Below are 16,947 nucleotides of genomic sequence, written 5' to 3' on the forward strand. Positions count from 1 at the left end.
AGCAGCCCATCTACAGAGTGGAGACGAGCACATGGCGGAGGAACAGGTCGAAGTCAACGGCGGGATCGTCGTCTACGAGCTGGTCGGCCCGGAGGACGGCGAGGTCGTCGTCCTGACCCCGGGCGGCCGCTTCAGCAAGGACTACGGCGGTGTCCACGAGCTGGCGAACGCGCTGGCCGAGGGGGGCAAGCGCGTACTGCTGTGGGACCGGCCCAACTGCGGCAAGTCCGACGTCCAGGTGTTCGGCCGGTCGGAGTCGCACATGCGGGCCGAGACGCTGGGGCTGATGCTGGAGCGGCTGGGCATCGAGCGGGTCGTCGCGGCCGGCGGCTCCGGCGGCGCCCGCGACATGATCGTCTTCACGCAGATGTATCCGGAGAAGGTGCGCAAGCTGCTCACCTGGTGCATCGTCGGCGGCACGTACAGCACGATGAGCCTGGCCGGCGTCTACATCATGAACGAGCTGCGGACCGTCCGTGCCGCGGGCATCGAGGGCGTCATCAAGCTGGGCGGCGTCGCGGGCGGCGGATGGTCGGCGCTCTGCGAGGCCAACCCCCGCAACGCCGACCGGCTGCGGGCGATCGGCGCGGAGGAGTTCGAGCGGGTGATGACCCGCTGGCTCGACGCGTTCATCCCGAAGCCGAACGAGTCGATCCCCGGCGTACCGGACTGGGAGTTCGACCTGATCAAGGTGCCGGCGCTGGTCGTGCGGGGCGGCGAGAAGGACTACGACCACCCCAAGCGCACCTCGTACGAGGTGCACGCACTGATCAAGGGCTCGCGGCTGATCGAGCCGCCGTGGCCGGAGGACGCCTGGGAGCGGGCGGCCGAGGCGACCGGCCAGGGACGTGGCGCGCTCTTCGACTTCTGGCAGCTCGGCGCGGCCGAGTTCCTGAAGTTCATCGACGAGTGACGGGCTGTGCGTGAGCGACCCGCGCGACCACGAGCGGCAGACGGCGACCGGCCAGGCGGAGAGCCGGCGTGATCGCTCGACCAGCGGCGCGCGCGCCGGGATGGGCGGTCATCGGGGTACTCGCCGTGACCGGAGTGCTCGCCGCGCTCCAGTCGACCATCCTGCTGCCGCTCATCACGCAGTTGCCGGCGATCTACGACGTGGGCACCGCCCAGGCATCCTGGATCGTCACGTCGACGATGCTCGCCGGTGCGCTCGCCACGCCGATCGTCTCGCGCCTGGCCGACATGTACGGCCGGCGCCGGCTGCTCCTGATCGCCCTCCTGGCACTGATCGCCGGATCCCTGCTGCTGGCCACGACGCACCACTACGTGGTGGCCCTCGCCGGCCGGACGCTCCAGGGGGTCACCGCGTCGGTGCTGCCGGTCGCGATGAGCCTGCTGAAGGACATCCTCCCGGAGGAGCGCGTGGCCTCCGGCGTCGCGCTGGTGAGCGCGACGCTCGGCATCGGCTCGGCGGTCGGGCTGCCGCTGGCCGGCTTCATGTTCGGCCGGTTCGGCTTCAGCTCGCTGTTCTGGTTCATCGCGGGCTTCGCCGGCCTGCTGGTGCTCGCGGCGTGGCGGCTGCTGCCGGCCGCCACGCCCGGCCGCACGCGGGAGCGCTTCGACTGGGCCGGCGCCGTCCTGCTCTGCCTGGGGCTGACGTCGCTGCTCCTGGTCGTCTCGCAGGGCAACGAGTGGGGCTGGGGGAGTGCCGCGATCCTGCTCCTCGCGGCCGGGGCCGTCGTGTCGTTCGCGCTGTGGACGCCGTGGGAGCTGCGCCGGCGGCATCCGCTGGTCGACCTCGCGCTGACGGCGCGCCGCCCGGTGCTGCTCACCAACATCGCCTCGATCATCATCGCGCTGGGGATGCTGGCCAACCTCATCCTGGCCTCGCTCCAGTTCGGCAGCCCGACGGTCTCCGACGCGGGCTTCGGGCTCTCGGTCGGCGCGACCGGGCTGGCCATGGCGGCGCCGGCATTCGTCTTCGCCTTCTCGGCGCCGGTGCTCGGTGCCCTGCTGCGCCGGTTCGGCGGCCGTACCGTGCTGCTGTTCGGGGCGATCACGATGGTCATCGCCTACGTGGCCCGCGTCCTCCTCGACGGTTCGGTCGTCCAGGTGGTCGCCGGTTCGCTGCTGATCGGCGTGGGCAGCACGCTCTGTCTCGGCGCCATGCCGATGATCATCATGCCGGCCGTACCGCCGCGGCACACCGCCTCGGCGAACGGCGTCAACGCGGTGTGCCGGATGGTCGGCACCGCGGCCTCGACCGCCGCCCTGGCCGCACTGACCTCGGCGACGTCGATCGTCAGCGACGGCGACGAGTACCCCACCCTGGCGACCATCCACATCGCATGCTGGGCGCTCGCGGGCACCGCGGTCGTGGCGAGCGTGCTGGTCTGGTTGGTTCCGCGCGACTACGCGTATCCGTCGCCCGACCCGCTTCCGGCGGCCGGGCCAGCGGAAACAGCCTCCGTGCTAGCGGCCGGACGGCGAGAGAGTTACCCTGATGCGGAGCAATAATTTGCTTCGGCGAGAGACAGCGAAGGAAGAGAGGGAACGATGACTGTTCCAGCTGGACCTCTGATCGACGCCAGCGTCCACGTCTTCTTCAAGTCCGATGCCGACCTTCGGACCTACCTGCGGGAGCCGTTCAAGAGCCGTGGCTACCCGCACGTCGACGTGCCGTGGTTCGCCCCGCCCGGTCCGCGTTACATCGAGGGATCGCAGAACCCCGATGGATCGCACCCGGGCTCGGACCCCGAGGCCGCCGGCCGCGCGATCCTGGAGGAGCGGGGCTTCGACTTCGCGGTCCTGCATCCGATGACCGCCGCCTCGATCCTTCCCGACTGGCACCTCGGGTCGGCGATCCTCGCCGCGACCAACCAGATGCTGGTCGAGCGGTGGCTCGACTCCGGCACGTACCGCGAGCGCTTCCGGGGCACCATCCGGGTCAACCCGCGCGACATCGACAGCGCCGTCAAGGAGATCGAGCGCTGGAAGGACCATCCGCGCGTGGTGCAGATCGGCGTGCCGATGCAGACCGAGGTGCCGTACGGGCGCCCACAGTTCAAGCCGCTGTGGCGGGCCGCCTGCGACGCGGGCCTGCCGGTGGCGGTACACCTCGAGATGGGCGTGGGCATCACCCATCCGCCCACGCCGTCCGGCATCACCCGGACCTTCTCGCACCTGGCCGCGTACCAGCCGATGACCTTCGTCTGGCACCTGCTGAACATGATCGCCGAGGGCGTGTTCCACGAGTTCCCCGACCTCAAGGTGGTGTGGACGGACGGCGCGGCCGACATGCTCACGCCGTTCATCTGGCGGATGGACACGTTCGGCCGCCCGCACCTGGAGCAGACCCCGTGGGCGCCGGACATCCCGAGCTCGTACCTGCCCGGCCACACGTACTTCGTGCACGGTCTGCTCGACGGGCCCGGCGACGCCGAGTTCGCCGGCGAGTGGCTCGGGTTCACCGGCAAGGAGGACATGCTCCTGTTCGGCTCGAGCTATCCGCAGTGGCTGACGGTCGGCCCCGGCGACCTTCCGAAGGCGTGGTCGCCACGGCAGCGGAGCAAGGTGCTCGGCGGGAACGCCGCCGAACTGTACGGGATCCGGACCGCCGAGCCGGCCCCCGCCTGAGCGTCGAAGACCGCGACACGCGGCGACGAGAGGAGACACTCGTGACCACCGAGATGCAGGAGAAGCAGACAGTCGGCGCCGAGCAGGTACAGGTCCGCGTGGTCGACACCGACGTGCACCCCACGCCCCGCTACGGCGAACTCGACCCGTTCATCCCCGACCCCTACCGCACGCTCTTCAACCAGCGCAAGGCGATGTCCGGCAATCCCGTGTACTACGACGCGCCGGACTACAACCACGCCTTCGCGATGCGCACCGACACGTTTCCGGACGACGGCAACTTCGCGGGGTCCGACCCGGCCCTGACGTTCCGCCAGCTCATCCTGGAGGCGGGCTCCGACATCGCCATCCTCGGCCCGCTCGTCGGCGGTGGCGGCCAGACCGACGAGGAGGACCACGTCCTCGCCGTCGCCACCAACCTCTGGCAGGACAAGTGCTGGCTCGACAGTGAGAACAACTGGCACAAGCGGTACTACGGCTCGATCTGCGCCGCGATCCAGATGCCGGACGAGGCCGCCCACGAGATCGAGAGGTGGGCCGGTCACCCGTACATGGCGCAGGTGCTGATCAACGCGGAGCCCCGACCGTCCTGGGGCCACCCCAAGTACGACCCGGTATGGGCCGCCGCGACCCGCCACGACATCCCGGTCGCCTGCCACCTCGGGCGGGGCCAGCACAACGAGCTGCCGATGTCACCGGTCGGCTTCATGACGTACAACCACGACCTGATGGTCACGTACTCGATGCTGGCGGCCAACCAGGTCGCGAGCCTCGTCTTCGACGGCGTGTTCGACCGCTTCCCGACGCTGAGGATCGTGCTGATCGAGCACGCGTTCAACTGGATCCTGCCGCTGATGTGGCGGATGGACGCGGTGTACAAGGCACGCGGCCCGGAGAACGGGCTGAAGCGCAAGCCGTCGGAGTACGTCAAGGACCACATCTGGTTCACCACGCAGCCGCTGGACTACCCGGAGGACAAGACCGAGCTGTCCAACGCGCTGGAGTGGATGGAGGCCGACAAGCTCCTGCTCTTCTCGTCCGACTATCCGCATTGGACGTTCGACGACCCGCAGTGGGTCGCCAAGCACCTGCCGGAGAAGTGGCGGGAGAAGATCATGTTCCAGAACGGGATCGACCTCTTCCACCTGCCCAGCACCGTCCCGGCCCTGGCCGGGCAGAAGAGGCCGTTCTAGATGCGCGAGCGGGAGACGGTGCGGGCTCAGCTAGCCCGCGGGCGTGAGCACGTCGTGGCGACGGTCGGCGAGATCGCGCCCGGCGAGTCGAAGGTCGTGCCGATCGGGCGGTACGGCGTGGGCGTCTACAACGTCAACGGGCGCTACTACGCCATCGCCAACTACTGCCCGCACGAGGGCGGACCGCTGTGCCGGGGCCGTACGCACGGGCAGACGGTCGTCGACGAGGAGCGGCCGGGCGGCGCGGCGGAGGTGCGGGACGGCGAGTTCATCTACTGCCCCTGGCACCAGTGGGGCTTCGAGCTGGCCACCGGCACCACGGCCGTGAAGCCGGAGTGGAGCATCCGCACCTACCCCGTACGGGTCGAGGGCGACAACATCATCGTCACCGCGTGACGGTAAGCGACCCGCGCTCGGCGTGCCCCGCGACGGGACGCGCCGGGCGCGGCCCCACCTCCGTTCAAGAGGAGTTCCATGAGCCTGACCGCTGACATACACGTCACGACGGCCGTCGCCACGTACCCCGACATCGGCGCCCGCCTGGTCGCCGGCGTGGCCGAGCGTGAGGACCTGGAGCAGTACCGGGCCGCCGGTGGGTACGCCGCCCTCGACGACGCCGAGCACCTGCTCGAAGCGGTGGACCACGCCGGGCTGCGCGGGCGCGGCGGGGCCGCCTTCCCGACCAGCCGCAAGCTCCAGGCCGTCCGGTCCGGCCGGGGAGTCCCCGTCGTGGTGGCCAACGGGGAGGAGGGCGAACCGGCGTCCGTCAAGGACCGCTGGCTGCTGCGCCACCGGCCGCACCTCGTGCTCGACGGCCTGCGGCTCGCCGCGCTGATGGCCGGATCGAACGACGTGCACGTGTACCTCTCCGACCCGGCGAGCGAGAGCAGCGTCGGGCAGGCCCTGCGGGAGCTGGCGGACGCGGCCGTCTGGGACGCCGACGTCAAGGTCACCCTGGTCGACCCGACCTACGTGGCGGGCGAGGAGACCGCGGTGGTGCGGGCGCTCAACGGCGGACCCGCCCTGCCCATGGACAAGCCACCGCGCCCCTTCGAGGCCGGTGTCGGCGGCCGGCCGACGCTCGTCAGCAACGTCGAGACGCTGGCCAACCTGCCGCTGATCCAGCGCCTCGGCGGGTCGGGCTACCGCGCGGTCGGCACGGACCCGTCGCCCGGCACGTTCCTGCTGACCCTGAGCGGATGCGCCGCCACCGGCCTGTACGAGGTCCCCTTCGGCGTGACGCCGCGCGAGGTGCTGACCTGGCTCGGCGAGGACCCGGGCGGGGTCCGGGCCCTGCTGATGGGAGGCTACTTCTCCGGGGTACTGGGCCCGCACGCGCTCGACGTCCCGCTCGACTACGACTCGCTCAAGGCGGCCGGGAGCGGCCTCGGCTGCGGTGCCGTGGCGGTGGTCTCGCGGCGGACCTGCCCGGTCGCCGTCTCCGCGGCGGTCATGTCGTACTTCGCGCGGGAGAACGCCGCGCAGTGCGGCTCCTGCTTCAACGGCACGGCGGCGATGAGCGCGGTGCTGGAGGCGCTCGTCGAGTACAAGGCGGCGGAGGAGGACGTGGCGCGGCTGGCCCGGTGGTCGACCTTCCTGCGCGGGCGAGGTGCCTGCGGGACGCTCGACGGGGCGACCAACGTCGCGGCGAGCGTGCTCCGGGAGTTCCCCGACCTGGTCTCGACCCACCTCGACGGCGGCTGCGCGACCTGCGACTCGGGGGTCCGGGTCACCGACCCGCCGTTCGCCGTCGCGCTGCCCGCGCAGAGCTGACCCCGAATCCGCCGACGAGCCGAGGAGAGACGTACGGTGAAGATCAAGCTCGACCGAACCATCTGCGACGGCTTCGGCCTCTGCGCGGTGCACGCCCCGGAGACGTTCTCGGTCGACGAGTGGGGCTACGTCTCCCTCGCCGGCGCGGGCAACGTCGCCCCCGAGCACGAGCGGGGCGTGCGGCGGGCATTGCTGGACTGCCCGGTGCACGCCATCACCGAGCTCCAGCCGGTCGAAGACGCTCCGCGCGAGCTGACCCGCTAGACCGGCCGATCCGATGCGAGCGCGGCTCCGGCGGTTTCGGGAGTGGGTTCCCCTCGGTTGGCGGGCGGTCGTGCTGCTCGCCATCGCCGGGGTCGCCTACGCCGCCGGGCTCGTGCTGGCACCGTCCATATTGGTCGCCGCGGTCGCGGCACAGGCGATCGTCGCGCGGCTGACCGCGGAACGTCGCCAGGAACAGGAGGTCCACGTGGAAAAGGCCATCTTGGTGGTACACAGCAATCCCGTGCCGGGCCGCGAAGACGAGTACAACAAGTGGTACGACAGCGAGCACGTGCCGGAGATGCTCGCCGTCCCCGGGTTCGTGAGCGCCCAACGCTACGTCGCGCACGGCACGCCGGAGTTCCGCTATCTCACGATCTACGAGATCGAGGGTCCGGTCACCGAGGCGCTGACCGCTCTGTCGGCCGCGAAGCTGTCGGTCAGCGCGAGTCTCGACCAGCGGGTCTCCGTCGTGCCGTACGTGCCGCACGGGCGCAGCACGTAACGCGGAAACCAGATCCGCCGTCCCGGGCAACCACCGCCCGGTGTCGCGCCGTAGCGGCGTTGACACCTAAAGTGGTTGCTGCTCGCCGCCCGGGTCGTGGTCGCGCTGACGCAGGCGCTGTTCTGGGCGGTGGTCGCGCCCGCCGCCGCCGCGATGTTTCCGGTGCACGTCCGGAGTGGGGGGTGGTCGCGCGGCTGGGCCGCGATCGGACGTACCGACAACATCCCTGATTTTGCTGCCTCCTGCTGCGGACGGGACAGCAAACTCCCTGATTTTGTTGTCACGCGCCGCGCGCGCCGCCGGTCCAAACGAACCATCCCGACCGATCGCGAAGCCGAGGCAGTGTGCCGGCGGCGGACGTGTGTCGGGCGCGCGCCCGGCGACGCGGCGCGAGCTGGGCGCGTCGGTGCGCCCAGCTCGACAGCTTTCTTGAACGCGGACCCGACCTGCCGCCCGGGCGGCCCGGGCTGGTCGCGAGCAAGCCCGGGACCAAGGGCCCGCGCTGGGCCAGGGCGGGATCGTGGCCGTGAACCCGAATGAACGACGCGGCCCGTTGCGTGAGCCCGATCGGTACCTCGACGATGGCAGGAGCCACCGGACGCAAGCTACAACCCCGTTGGCCGGGCGATCCCACCAGGCGTGGCCGATCAGCCGCGGCGGACGACCTCCGCCACCGCCTCAGGTGACGCGGGCGGGGCCGGCGGCGCGGCGCATCGCCCAGCGGCGGGCGAGGACCGTGCCGGTGACGAGCTGCAACTGGTGGAAGATGATCAGCGGCAGGATGAGCAGGCCGGCGGCGGGACCGGAGAAGAGCACCGTCGCCATCGGGAGGCCGGCGGCGGCGCTCTTGGTCGAGCCGCAGAAGGCGATGGCGACCTTGTCGTCACGGCCGAACGGCAACGCGGCGAGCGTCCCCAGCACGGCGGCCAGGAGCACCACCTCGACCGCGAGCAGGATCAGCAGGTCGGGCACGGCGACGCGGCCCCAGATCCCGCCGACCACGCTGGCGCTGAACGCGGTGTAGACGACCAGCAGGATCGAGCCCCGGTCGACGAGCGTGAGCAGCTTCTTGCGGCGTTTCATCGCGGCGCCGATCCAGGGCCGGAGCAGCTGGCCGACCACGAACGGCAGCAGCAGGCGCAACGCGATGTCGGCGAACGCGGCGGGGGAGAGGCTGGCGTCGCCGACGTCGCTCATCATGGCGCCGACGAGCAGCGGGGTGAGGGCGATGCCGACGATGCTGGAGAAGGAGGCGCTGAAGATCGCGGCGGGCACGTTGCCGCCGGCGATCGAGGTGAGCGCGATCGCGCTCTGCACGGTGGACGGCACCGCGCAGAGGAAGAGCAGTCCCTGGTAGAGGTCGGGGTCGAGCACGCTGGGGGAGAGCAGGCCGAGCAGCAGGCCGTACGCCGGGAAGAGCGCGAACGTCGTGAGCAGCACGACGAGGTGCAGCCGCCAGTGCGAGGCGCCGTCCAGCGCCTCGCGCGGTGAGATGCGGGCGCCGTACAGGAAGAACAGCAGCGCGACGGCGGCGGTGGTCGCCCAGCCGGCGGCGGTGGCGGCGGTGCCGCGGGCCGGAAGGATGCTCGCGACCGCGATGGTCGCCACCATCGCGGCGACGTACGGATCTACGGGCAACCACCGTGGCCAGCTCACCGGCCCATCCTCGCCCATCGGCTCATCATTGTGAAGCACGATATCCGTGGAGACAGTTATCGTGTATCGCGATAAGCTGGGCGGATGTTCGACGCTGCCCACCTGCGGTCCTTCCTCGCGGTCGCCCAGTCGCTCAGCTTCACGCAGGCCGCCCGCCGGCTCGACCTGCGCCAGTCGACCGTCAGCCAGCACGTGCAGCGGCTGGAGGCGGCGGTCGGGCGGCGCCTGCTCGACCGCGACACGCACGGGGTCGCGCTCACCGCCGACGGCGAGGCGATGGTCGGCTTCGCCACCGCGATCCTCGAGGTCGGTGAGCGGGCCATGCGGCACTTCGCCGGCCCTCCGCTGCACGGCGTGGTGCGCTTCGGCGTCTCCGAGGACCTCGTGCAGACCGACCTGCCGGAGATCCTGCGCGCGTTCAGTCGGTCGCATCCCGGCGTCGAGCTGGACCTGACCGTCGCGCTCAGCGGCTCGCTGCACCAGCGGCTGGCCGGCGGAGACCTCGATCTGGTCCTGGCCAAGCGGGTCGCCGGCGACCAGCCGGGGCAGGTGGTCTGGCGCGACCGGTTCGTCTGGGTCGGCGCGCCCGACGTGCAGGTCGACCCGGCCCGGCCGGTGCCCCTGGTGGCCTACCCGCCGCCGAGCATCTCGCGGGCCCGCGCCATCGCCGCGCTGACCGCCGCCGGCCGGGAGTGGCGGCTGGCCTGCGTGAGCGGCAGTCTCGGCGGGCTGCGCGCGGCGGCGCTCGCCGGCCAGGGCGTGCTGGCCCACACCGCCGGGCTGGTCCCCTCGGGGCTGGTCCGGCTCGGGGCGCGGGCCGGGCTGCCCGACCTCGGCGAGGTGGAGTTCGTCCTGATGGGTCGCGAGGACGGGGCGGCCGGCGCGCTCGGCACGGCGATCCGGGGGCACGGCCGCTGGCGGTTGACGAGGGACAACCGCTGACCGTAGCCTCGGTCCACCCACTTTTGAGAGTGGCTTTCATCTAGTGAAAGTGCAGGTGGGAAGCCTTATGGCGCGTACGCATCCCGAGTGGAAACAGGCCCTCCGCCGCCGTCCCGCCCCGCCGCTGACCGAGCCGGTCGCGGTCAACACCGAGTTCGTCGGCCACTGCCGCGTCGACGGCCGGGTCGACGGCATGCAGATGCAGTGCCAGAAGGTGGGCGAGCGCTACTACGTCTACCTTGGACACTTCTGGTCGGGCGGGGTGAGCGTCGTCGACGCCACCGACCCGGCGAACATGGGCGTGGTCGCCTTCATCCCGGTGCCCAACGAGCACACCTGGCACTGCAAGGTGCAGGTCGCCGACGACATCCTGATGATCTCGTGCGAGGGCGCCCTCTTCACGCCGACGACCGACCAGGCCAAGGCGGCCAAGGGCGTGCGCTTCTTCGACGTGCGCGACCCGCACCGACCGGTCGAGCTGTCGACGTGGCAGGGCGCGGACCCGGGCTTCGGCGTGCACCGCTCGTGGTGGAACGGCGGCCGCTACGCCTACCTGTCCCACGGTGTGGCCGCCGGCGACTACGTCTACCAGGGTCGGCGCGGCACGCGAGTGCTGACCACAGTGGACGTTTCCGACCCGGAGAATCCGCGCCACGTCTCGGACTTCTGGCTGCCAGTGCAGCGCGGCGAGGGCGAGCAGCCGGCGCCGTGGGAGAGCTTCGGCGTGCACGAGCCGGTGATCGAGGGCGACCGGGCCTACGTCGCGTACGCCGACGGCGGCTTCGCGATCGTCGACATCTCGGTGCCGGAGGAGCCGAAGCTACTGAGCCACGTGCGCACGTACCCCGAGCTGACCGACGGGCAGACCCACACCTGCGTACCGATCCCGGAGCGCGACCTGCTCGTCGTCTGCGAGGAGTCGATGGTCGCGTTCGGCCTGGAAGGTCCCAAGGACGTGCGGATCTGGGACATCAGCGACGAGACCAACCCGGTCCGGATCACCGAGATGCCGATCCCCGAGCCGCGGCCGGAGGAGCCCTACGACTCGTACTTCCACAAGGGAGAGCGGTTCGGGCCGCACTCGCTGCACGACAACCACCAGGGCAAGGCGCGGATCACCGACCGGATCTTCAACGCGTACATGAACGCCGGCCTGCGGGTCTGGGACATCACCGACGCGGCCGAGCCGGTCGAGGTCGCCTCGTTCGTGCCGGCCCATCCGACCGAGTGGGCCGACCCTCGGCCGTACAACCGGATCGCCGACTCGTTCCGTGGCGGCACGCGCGGCACGTGCAGCCAGGACGTGCTGGTCGACCCGCGCGGCTACATCTTCCTCAGCGGCTACAACGACGGCATCTGGGCGGTCCGCGAGGTCTGAAGCGCCGCCCAGACCCGGGCCGGGGTGAGCGGCATCCGCAGGTCGTCGACGCCGTACGGGCGCAGCGCGTCGAGTACGGCGTTGACGATCGCGGGCGGGGCGCCGATGCAGCCCGCCTCGCCGGCGCCCTTGACCCCGAGCGGGTTCGAGGGGGCCGGCGTGACCAACCGTCCGGTCACGTAGCCGGGCGGCGCGTCCGGTGCGGTCGGCAGCGTGTACGAGCCGAGATCCGTCGTGAGTGGACGGCCGTCCCCGTCGTACACGACCTCCTCGAAGAGCGCCTGCGCCACGCCCTGGAGCAGCGAGCCCTCCAGCTGCCCCTCGACGATCAGCGGGTCGAGCACGACGCCGCAGTCGTCGACCGCCACGAGCCGGCGCAGGGTCACCAGCCCGGTGTCCTGGTCGACGGTGACGACGGCCACGCAGGCGCCGTACGGGAAGTTCTGCGCGCCGGAGGCGAACTCCTGCTCGGCGAAGAGCCGACCGCCCTCCGCGTGCACCGCCCCGGCCACCTCCGCCACCGAGAGCCCGCCGAGGTGGCCGGCGAGTTCGCCCGGCGGCACGCCGAGCAGCTTGGCCGCCGCGTCCCGGAGCTGCTCGCGCACGGCGAGGGCGGCGTTGTGCAGGGCCGAGCCGCCGACGGTGGCCGAGCGGCTGGCGAAGCTGCCGGTGCCGGCGGGCACCGCGTCGGTGTCGCCCTGCACGACCCGTACGTCCGAGGCCGGCACGCCGAGCGCGTCGCCGACGATCCGGCTCCACACGCTCTCGTGCCCCTGGCCGAGGGCGCTGCTGCCGCTGCGGGCGACCACGGTGCCGTCCGGATGGACCGAGACCGAGCCGTACTCGGTGCCGGCCGGGTCGCCGTTGCTGCGCTCGACGTAGACACACATGCCGAGCCCCACCGTCGCGCCGGCCGCCCGCGCCGCCGCCACCTCGCCGGTGCCGGCCAGGTCGAGCGCCATGCGCAGCGCCGCCGCGTAGTCACCGCCGTCGTAGAGCGCGCCGGTGTGCGTGCGGTACGGCATCTGCTCCGGCCGGATCAGGTTGCGCAGCCGCACCTCGGCCGGGTCGAGCCCGGCCGCCTGGGCGTACGCGTCCACCGCGCGCTCCATGCCGTAGGCCGCCTCGGGCCGGCCGGCGCCGCGGTAGGGGCCGGTCGGCGCGCGGTTGGTCACCACGATCCGCGTGGTCACCGCGACCTCGTCGATGTCGTACGCGCCCTGGGCCATCAGCCGCGTGAAGAGCGGTACGGCCGACCCGTTGTGCGGGTACGCCCCGACGTCCCCGAGGATCTCGACGCGGGCGGCCCGGATCCGGCCGTCCTCGGTGCCGGCCAGCTCGACCCGCTGGTACATCCCGCGCCCGTGCGCGCCCGACTCGAACTGCTCGGTGCGGGTCTGGTGCCAGGCGACCGGCCGGCCCAGCCGCGCGGCGCAGGCGGTCACCACGGGGTACTCCGGATAGAGCTGGGCCTTCATCCCGAAGGCGCCGCCCACGTCCGGGACGACGACCCGCACGGCGGCCGGGTCGAGCCCGACGAGGTCGCACATCTGCCGCTTGAGCCGGTGCGGCGCCTGATGTCCACAATAGATCGTCAGGCGGCCGTCCGGCCCGGGCGCGGCGACGAAGGCTATCGGCTCCATCGGCACGGGGGCCAACCGAGGGTTCTCCACCTCGACCGTGACCCGGACCGGCCAGCGGTCGAGGTCGGGCGTGGCGCCCTCGGGGATGGTGACGGCGGGCAGCACGAGGTTGGTGCCGGCGTCGGGGAACAGCAGTGCCGCGCCGTCCAGCGCGGCGGCCGGCGTCGCGACCACCGGTGCCGGGTCGTAGGTCGCCGTGACCAGCGTGGCCGCGTCGGCGGCCACGTAGGGGTCGTCGGCGACGACCACGGCCAGCGGCTCGCCCACGTACCGGATCCGGTCGCGGACCAGTGGCGGTCGGGTCATCGCGGGCGGTGCCGGCCGGCCGTGGCCGAGAGTGGCCGGGATGTCCTTGAGGTCGAGGTCGGCCGCGACGAACGCGGCGACCACGCCGGGCAGACTCCGGGCCGCCTCCACGTCGACGGTGACGCCGGTGGCGGAGGCGACCGTGGCCCGCGCGAACGCGGCGTACAGGCAGCCGTCGGGGCGGATGTCGGCGGTGTACCGGGCGCCGCCGTTGAGCAGCCGGGCGTCCTCCCGGCGCGGCTGCCAGCCGGCCTCCGGCAAACGCTCGCTCATGCCCGTCCTCGCTTCGCTGCGGGCGGGCACGAGGCTCCTAGCGCCCTGCGCCTGACGAATCGCTCGCTCATGCCGCACCTCCGGTGGCCCGCTCCAGCGCGCGGCGGGTGACCACCTGGGCGAGATGCCGCCGGTAGTCCGCCGGGCCGTGGACGTCGTCGGGCGGGTCGGTGCCGTCGCCGGCCAGCCCGGCCGCGTCGGTGACGGAGGCGCCAGCGCGCAGCGCCTCCTCGACACCGGTCGCCCGCCACGGCGTGGCCGCGACGTTGGCCAGCGACACGCGTACGCCGGCCGGCCCGTGCACGACGCAGGCGCCGACGATCGCCCACATGTGGGAGACCCGCGTGAACTTCTCGTACCAGGCCGGCCCGTGCGGCGGAACGCGGACGGCGGTGACCAGGTCGCCCGGGCGCAGCGAGGTCGCCCGGCGGCCGGTGAAGAGCGCGTCCACCGGTACGACCCGCGAGCCGGCCGAGGAGCGGACGACCAGCTCCGCGCCGAGGGCCAGCGCGATCGCCGGCGCGTCACCGGCCGGGTCGGCGTGGGCCAGCGCGCCGGCGAGCGTGCCGCGGTGGCGCACCTGCGGGTCGGCCACGCGGCCGCCGAGGCGGGCCAGCACCGGGCAGTGGCGCCGCACGAGCGGGTCGGCGGCCAGCTCCGCGTACGTGACGCCGGAGCCGACGACCAGCACGTCGCCGTCGAGGCCGACGCTCCGCAGGGCGGCCAGCCGCCCGACGTCGACCAGCGTGGTCGCGGTGGTCTGGCGCAGCTTGAGGGCGGGGATCAGGCTGTGCCCGCCGGCGAGGACCCGCGCGCCGGGGCCGAGCAGGCCGACCGCCTCGTCGACGCTCTCCGGGCGTGCGTAGTCGAACCGGGCCGGGATCACGGGTTCGACCGCATCTCGGCGGCCGCGGCCGTGACCGCGTCGACGATCCGCGCGTAGCCGGTGCAGCGGCAGAGGTTGCCCTCCAGGCCGTGCCGGACCGCGTCCTCGTCGGGGTCGGGATCCTCGGCCAGCAGCCCGGCCGCGGCCATCAGCATGCCGGACGTGCAGAATCCACATTGGAGGGCGTGGTGGGCGCGGAACGCGCGGGCCAGCGGATGCCAGGTCGCCGGGTCGCCGGCATCGCCGGCCAGCCCTTCCGCGGTGGTGATGGACGCGCCGTCGGCCTGTACGGCCAGGACCGTGCAGCTCTTGACCGTCCGGCCGTCCAGCAGGACGGTGCACGTGCCGCAGAAGGACGTGTCACAGCCGATCCGCGTCGCGGTGAGGTCGAGCCGTTCGCGCAGCAGGTGGACCAGCAACCGTCGGGGCTCGACGTCGCCCTGCCAGGGGGTCCCGTTGACGGTGAGCGAGATCTTCATCGATCCTCCGCTCGAACTCTTGTCAGACGAAAGTGGCTTTCGCGTGTGGGTCAGGCTATGGATCGCCTGGCCGAGTGTCAATGGCGAGCGGCGTACGTGGTGGTGAGCGGCGATGACGAGGCAGTTAACAAGGTCGACATCTTCTGTTGACATTGGTCGCGCGACTGATTAACTTGCTCTGCGAAAGTCACTTTCTCTGAATGAGACCTCAGGCATCGGCTCGAACCAGGGCCTGCCGAGGCGCTCGGGCACTCGCCGATTCCGGCCGAGCGCGCTCCACCTCTCCTCGCTTCGAACATCCCCACTTCGATCGAGAACCCATTGGTTGAACGACCAAGGGAGCGCCAGTGACACCCCACCCGTCCCGCAGACTCCGCGTCCTCACCGCCGGCGTCGTGGCCCTGCTCGCCGCCTCGGCCGCCGCGTGCTCGTCCGAGCCCGAGACCCGCGAGCCCAAGAAGGTCACCCGGCTCATCTACGCCGTCCCCGCGCCCTCGCAGGAGGCGATGAACCCCAACCGCGACCTCGCGCCGGGCGACGAGTACCAGTTGAAGCCGCTCTACGAGAACCTGATCGGCTCGGACCCGAAGACCGGCAACTGGATCCCGATGCTCGCCGAGAGTTGGGAGCTCGAAGGTTCCCAGCTCACGTTCACGCTCCGCAAGGGCGTCAAGTTCCACAACGACAAGGGCGAGTTCACCGCCGCTGACGTCGAGTACTCGTACAACGACCTGGTCAACCCGCCCGGCGCGATTTCCGGCGTCGCCGAGGCGATGCGGTCCGCGGTCGAGCGCATCGAGATCGTCAGCGACTACGAGATCGCCTTCCACCTGCGCCAGACCAGCTACAAGTTCATGGAAGGGCTCGGCTACGGCTCGATCGGCATGGCCATCAAGAGCAAGGCCGACGCCGAGTCGCGCGCCTCGAAGCAGCTCTCCCTGGACGACCAGCCGATCGCCGGCACCGGCCCGTACCAGTTCCTGGAGCGCACGCCCGGCCAGCGGGTCGTGTTCAAGAAGGTGCCGTACCAGCACTGGCGGCAGAACGCCGGCTTCGAGGAGCTGGAGTTCCGCTACATCAACGAGAACGCCACCCGCATGTCCGCGCTGCTCGCCGGCGAGGCGCACGTGACGGTGCTGCCGGACGAGCTGACCGCCGAGGCGGCGAACAGCGGTGCGAAGGTCATCCGGGGCGCCATCCCCGGCCGGCGCATCGGGATGCTGCTGCTCGGCTGCTACTACAAGGAACCGCCGCGCAAGGACGAGAAGTCGGCGGCCGTGTACGTCAGCGGGGAGCGCAAGTTCCCGGACAGCCCGATGTGCGACGTCCGGGTCCGCCGGGCGATCAACAAGGCGATCGACCGGGACGCGCTCAACAAGGCGTTCTACGGCGGCAAGGCCGAGCCGATGGTGATGTGGTACTGGCAGCCCGAGCTGCCCGGCTTCAACCCGGCGTGGCAGGAGCGCTGGCAGGACCTCTACGGGTACGACCCGGAGGCGGCCAAGCGACTGATCCAGGAGGCCGGCTACGCGCCCGGACAGCTGCGCATCGAGGTCGTGGCCTCGCCGGACGCCGGCGGTCCGGAGTCGGCGGACGTCTCCGAGGCGGTGGCCGGCATGCTCAGCGACGCCGGGATCGACGCGCCGATCGTCTCGCTGGACTACCAGAAGCAGAAGGCCGGACGCGAGGCGCGGGAGTACAAGGCCCGCATCGAATTCGACTCGACCAGCAGCGAGCCGATCACCGGGTTCGAGCCGCAGGGCTACGCCAACCAGGACAGTGGCCGGGCGGTCGAGGACGTCGCGCTGGACTCGATGTACGAGCCGGTGCTGGTCGAGCTGGACCCGGCGAAGCAGGCGGTGCTCTGGCAGGCGTTCGGCGACAAGGTCTTCGAGGCCGTCCAGCACGTGCCGCTGCTGCGCATACGCGACGAGGCGATCGTCGACCCGTCGGTCGTCGGCGACTACACCTTCCCCGGCGCCATGAACAGCGAGCGCTACGCCTTCGTCGAGTACATCACCCCGGCCGGTTGAGTCCGTCGGTGGCCGCGGTCAACGC

The 16,947-nt window shown here is 71.7% G+C and carries 15 protein-coding genes; 11 read left to right on the forward strand and 4 right to left on the reverse strand.

The features are described 5' to 3' along the window. The first annotated feature begins 31 nt into the window (after positions 1-31). The 8 genes from ACFFIA_RS19955 to ACFFIA_RS19990 all read left to right on the forward strand — a co-directional run bounded on the left by ACFFIA_RS19955 (position 32) and on the right by ACFFIA_RS19990 (position 7,326). Positions 32-913: an alpha/beta fold hydrolase gene (locus ACFFIA_RS19955; protein WP_377253013.1), complete on the forward strand. Its 882-nt coding sequence runs from the start codon at positions 32-34 to the stop codon at positions 911-913. A gap of 68 nt (positions 914-981) precedes the next feature. Beyond that, positions 982-2,475: an MFS transporter gene (locus tag ACFFIA_RS19960; RefSeq protein ID WP_377253014.1), complete on the forward strand. Its 1,494-nt coding sequence runs from the start codon at positions 982-984 to the stop codon at positions 2,473-2,475. Between the two features lie 39 nt (positions 2,476-2,514). Next, positions 2,515-3,594 (forward strand): amidohydrolase family protein, encoded by a 1,080-nt coding sequence (locus tag ACFFIA_RS19965; RefSeq protein ID WP_377253015.1) that lies wholly within the window; start codon positions 2,515-2,517, stop codon positions 3,592-3,594. 41 nt (positions 3,595-3,635) lie between these two features. Further along, the gene (locus ACFFIA_RS19970) at positions 3,636-4,787 is read left to right on the forward strand and encodes an amidohydrolase family protein (protein WP_377253016.1); all 1,152 of its coding nucleotides are present in this window, start codon (positions 3,636-3,638) and stop codon (positions 4,785-4,787) included. Next, a complete protein-coding gene (locus ACFFIA_RS19975; RefSeq protein ID WP_377253017.1) occupies positions 4,788-5,183 on the forward strand; it encodes a Rieske (2Fe-2S) protein in 396 nt (131 codons plus the stop codon). 78 nt (positions 5,184-5,261) lie between these two features. Further along, positions 5,262-6,560 carry an NADH-ubiquinone oxidoreductase-F iron-sulfur binding region domain-containing protein gene (locus ACFFIA_RS19980; protein ID WP_377253018.1) on the forward strand — a complete coding sequence of 433 codons (1,299 nt, stop codon included), beginning with the start codon at positions 5,262-5,264 and terminating at the stop codon, positions 6,558-6,560. A 36-nt stretch (positions 6,561-6,596) separates the two neighbouring features. Continuing rightward, positions 6,597-6,824, forward strand: a complete 228-nt coding sequence (locus tag ACFFIA_RS19985) for a ferredoxin (protein WP_377253019.1) — start codon at positions 6,597-6,599, stop codon at positions 6,822-6,824. 13 nt (positions 6,825-6,837) lie between these two features. After that, positions 6,838-7,326, forward strand: coding sequence for a hypothetical protein (locus ACFFIA_RS19990; RefSeq protein ID WP_377253020.1), 489 nt, complete (start codon positions 6,838-6,840; stop codon positions 7,324-7,326). A 678-nt stretch (positions 7,327-8,004) separates the two neighbouring features. On the opposite strand, the gene ACFFIA_RS19995 is transcribed toward ACFFIA_RS19990, so the two are convergent. Further along, the gene (locus ACFFIA_RS19995; RefSeq protein WP_377253021.1) at positions 8,005-8,982 is read right to left on the reverse strand and encodes a bile acid:sodium symporter family protein; all 978 of its coding nucleotides are present in this window, start codon (positions 8,980-8,982) and stop codon (positions 8,005-8,007) included. A gap of 84 nt (positions 8,983-9,066) precedes the next feature. Here ACFFIA_RS19995 and ACFFIA_RS20000 point away from each other — a divergent pair, with 84 nt between their 5' ends. Together ACFFIA_RS20000 and ACFFIA_RS20005 are read left to right on the forward strand one after the other, a co-directional pair. Continuing rightward, positions 9,067-9,924, forward strand: a complete 858-nt coding sequence (locus ACFFIA_RS20000; RefSeq protein ID WP_377253022.1) for a LysR family transcriptional regulator — start codon at positions 9,067-9,069, stop codon at positions 9,922-9,924. Between the two features lie 67 nt (positions 9,925-9,991). Next, complete coding sequence (locus tag ACFFIA_RS20005; RefSeq protein WP_377253024.1) at positions 9,992-11,302, forward strand: LVIVD repeat-containing protein; 1,311 nt, start codon at positions 9,992-9,994, stop codon at positions 11,300-11,302. Here ACFFIA_RS20005 and ACFFIA_RS20010 read toward each other — a convergent pair. The 3 genes from ACFFIA_RS20010 to ACFFIA_RS20020 form a co-directional block, all read right to left on the reverse strand. Then, entirely contained in the window at positions 11,266-13,524 is a 2,259-nt protein-coding gene (locus ACFFIA_RS20010; RefSeq protein WP_377253025.1) for a xanthine dehydrogenase family protein molybdopterin-binding subunit, read from the reverse strand. The genes ACFFIA_RS20005 and ACFFIA_RS20010 overlap by 37 nt on opposite strands. A gap of 67 nt (positions 13,525-13,591) precedes the next feature. After that, entirely contained in the window at positions 13,592-14,410 is an 819-nt protein-coding gene (locus tag ACFFIA_RS20015) for an FAD binding domain-containing protein (RefSeq protein WP_377253026.1), read from the reverse strand. Continuing rightward, positions 14,407-14,889, reverse strand: coding sequence for a (2Fe-2S)-binding protein (locus tag ACFFIA_RS20020; RefSeq protein ID WP_377253027.1), 483 nt, complete (start codon positions 14,887-14,889; stop codon positions 14,407-14,409). Before ACFFIA_RS20020 ends, ACFFIA_RS20015 begins: the two co-directional genes overlap by 4 nt. 347 nt (positions 14,890-15,236) lie before the next feature. Here ACFFIA_RS20020 and ACFFIA_RS20025 point away from each other — a divergent pair, with 347 nt between their 5' ends. Continuing rightward, complete coding sequence (locus ACFFIA_RS20025; RefSeq protein ID WP_377253028.1) at positions 15,237-16,922, forward strand: ABC transporter substrate-binding protein; 1,686 nt, start codon at positions 15,237-15,239, stop codon at positions 16,920-16,922. Positions 16,923-16,947: the final 25 nt, after the last annotated feature.

The organism is Phytohabitans kaempferiae (assembly GCF_042433955.1).
Lineage (GTDB): Bacteria > Actinomycetota > Actinomycetes > Mycobacteriales > Micromonosporaceae > Phytohabitans > Phytohabitans kaempferiae.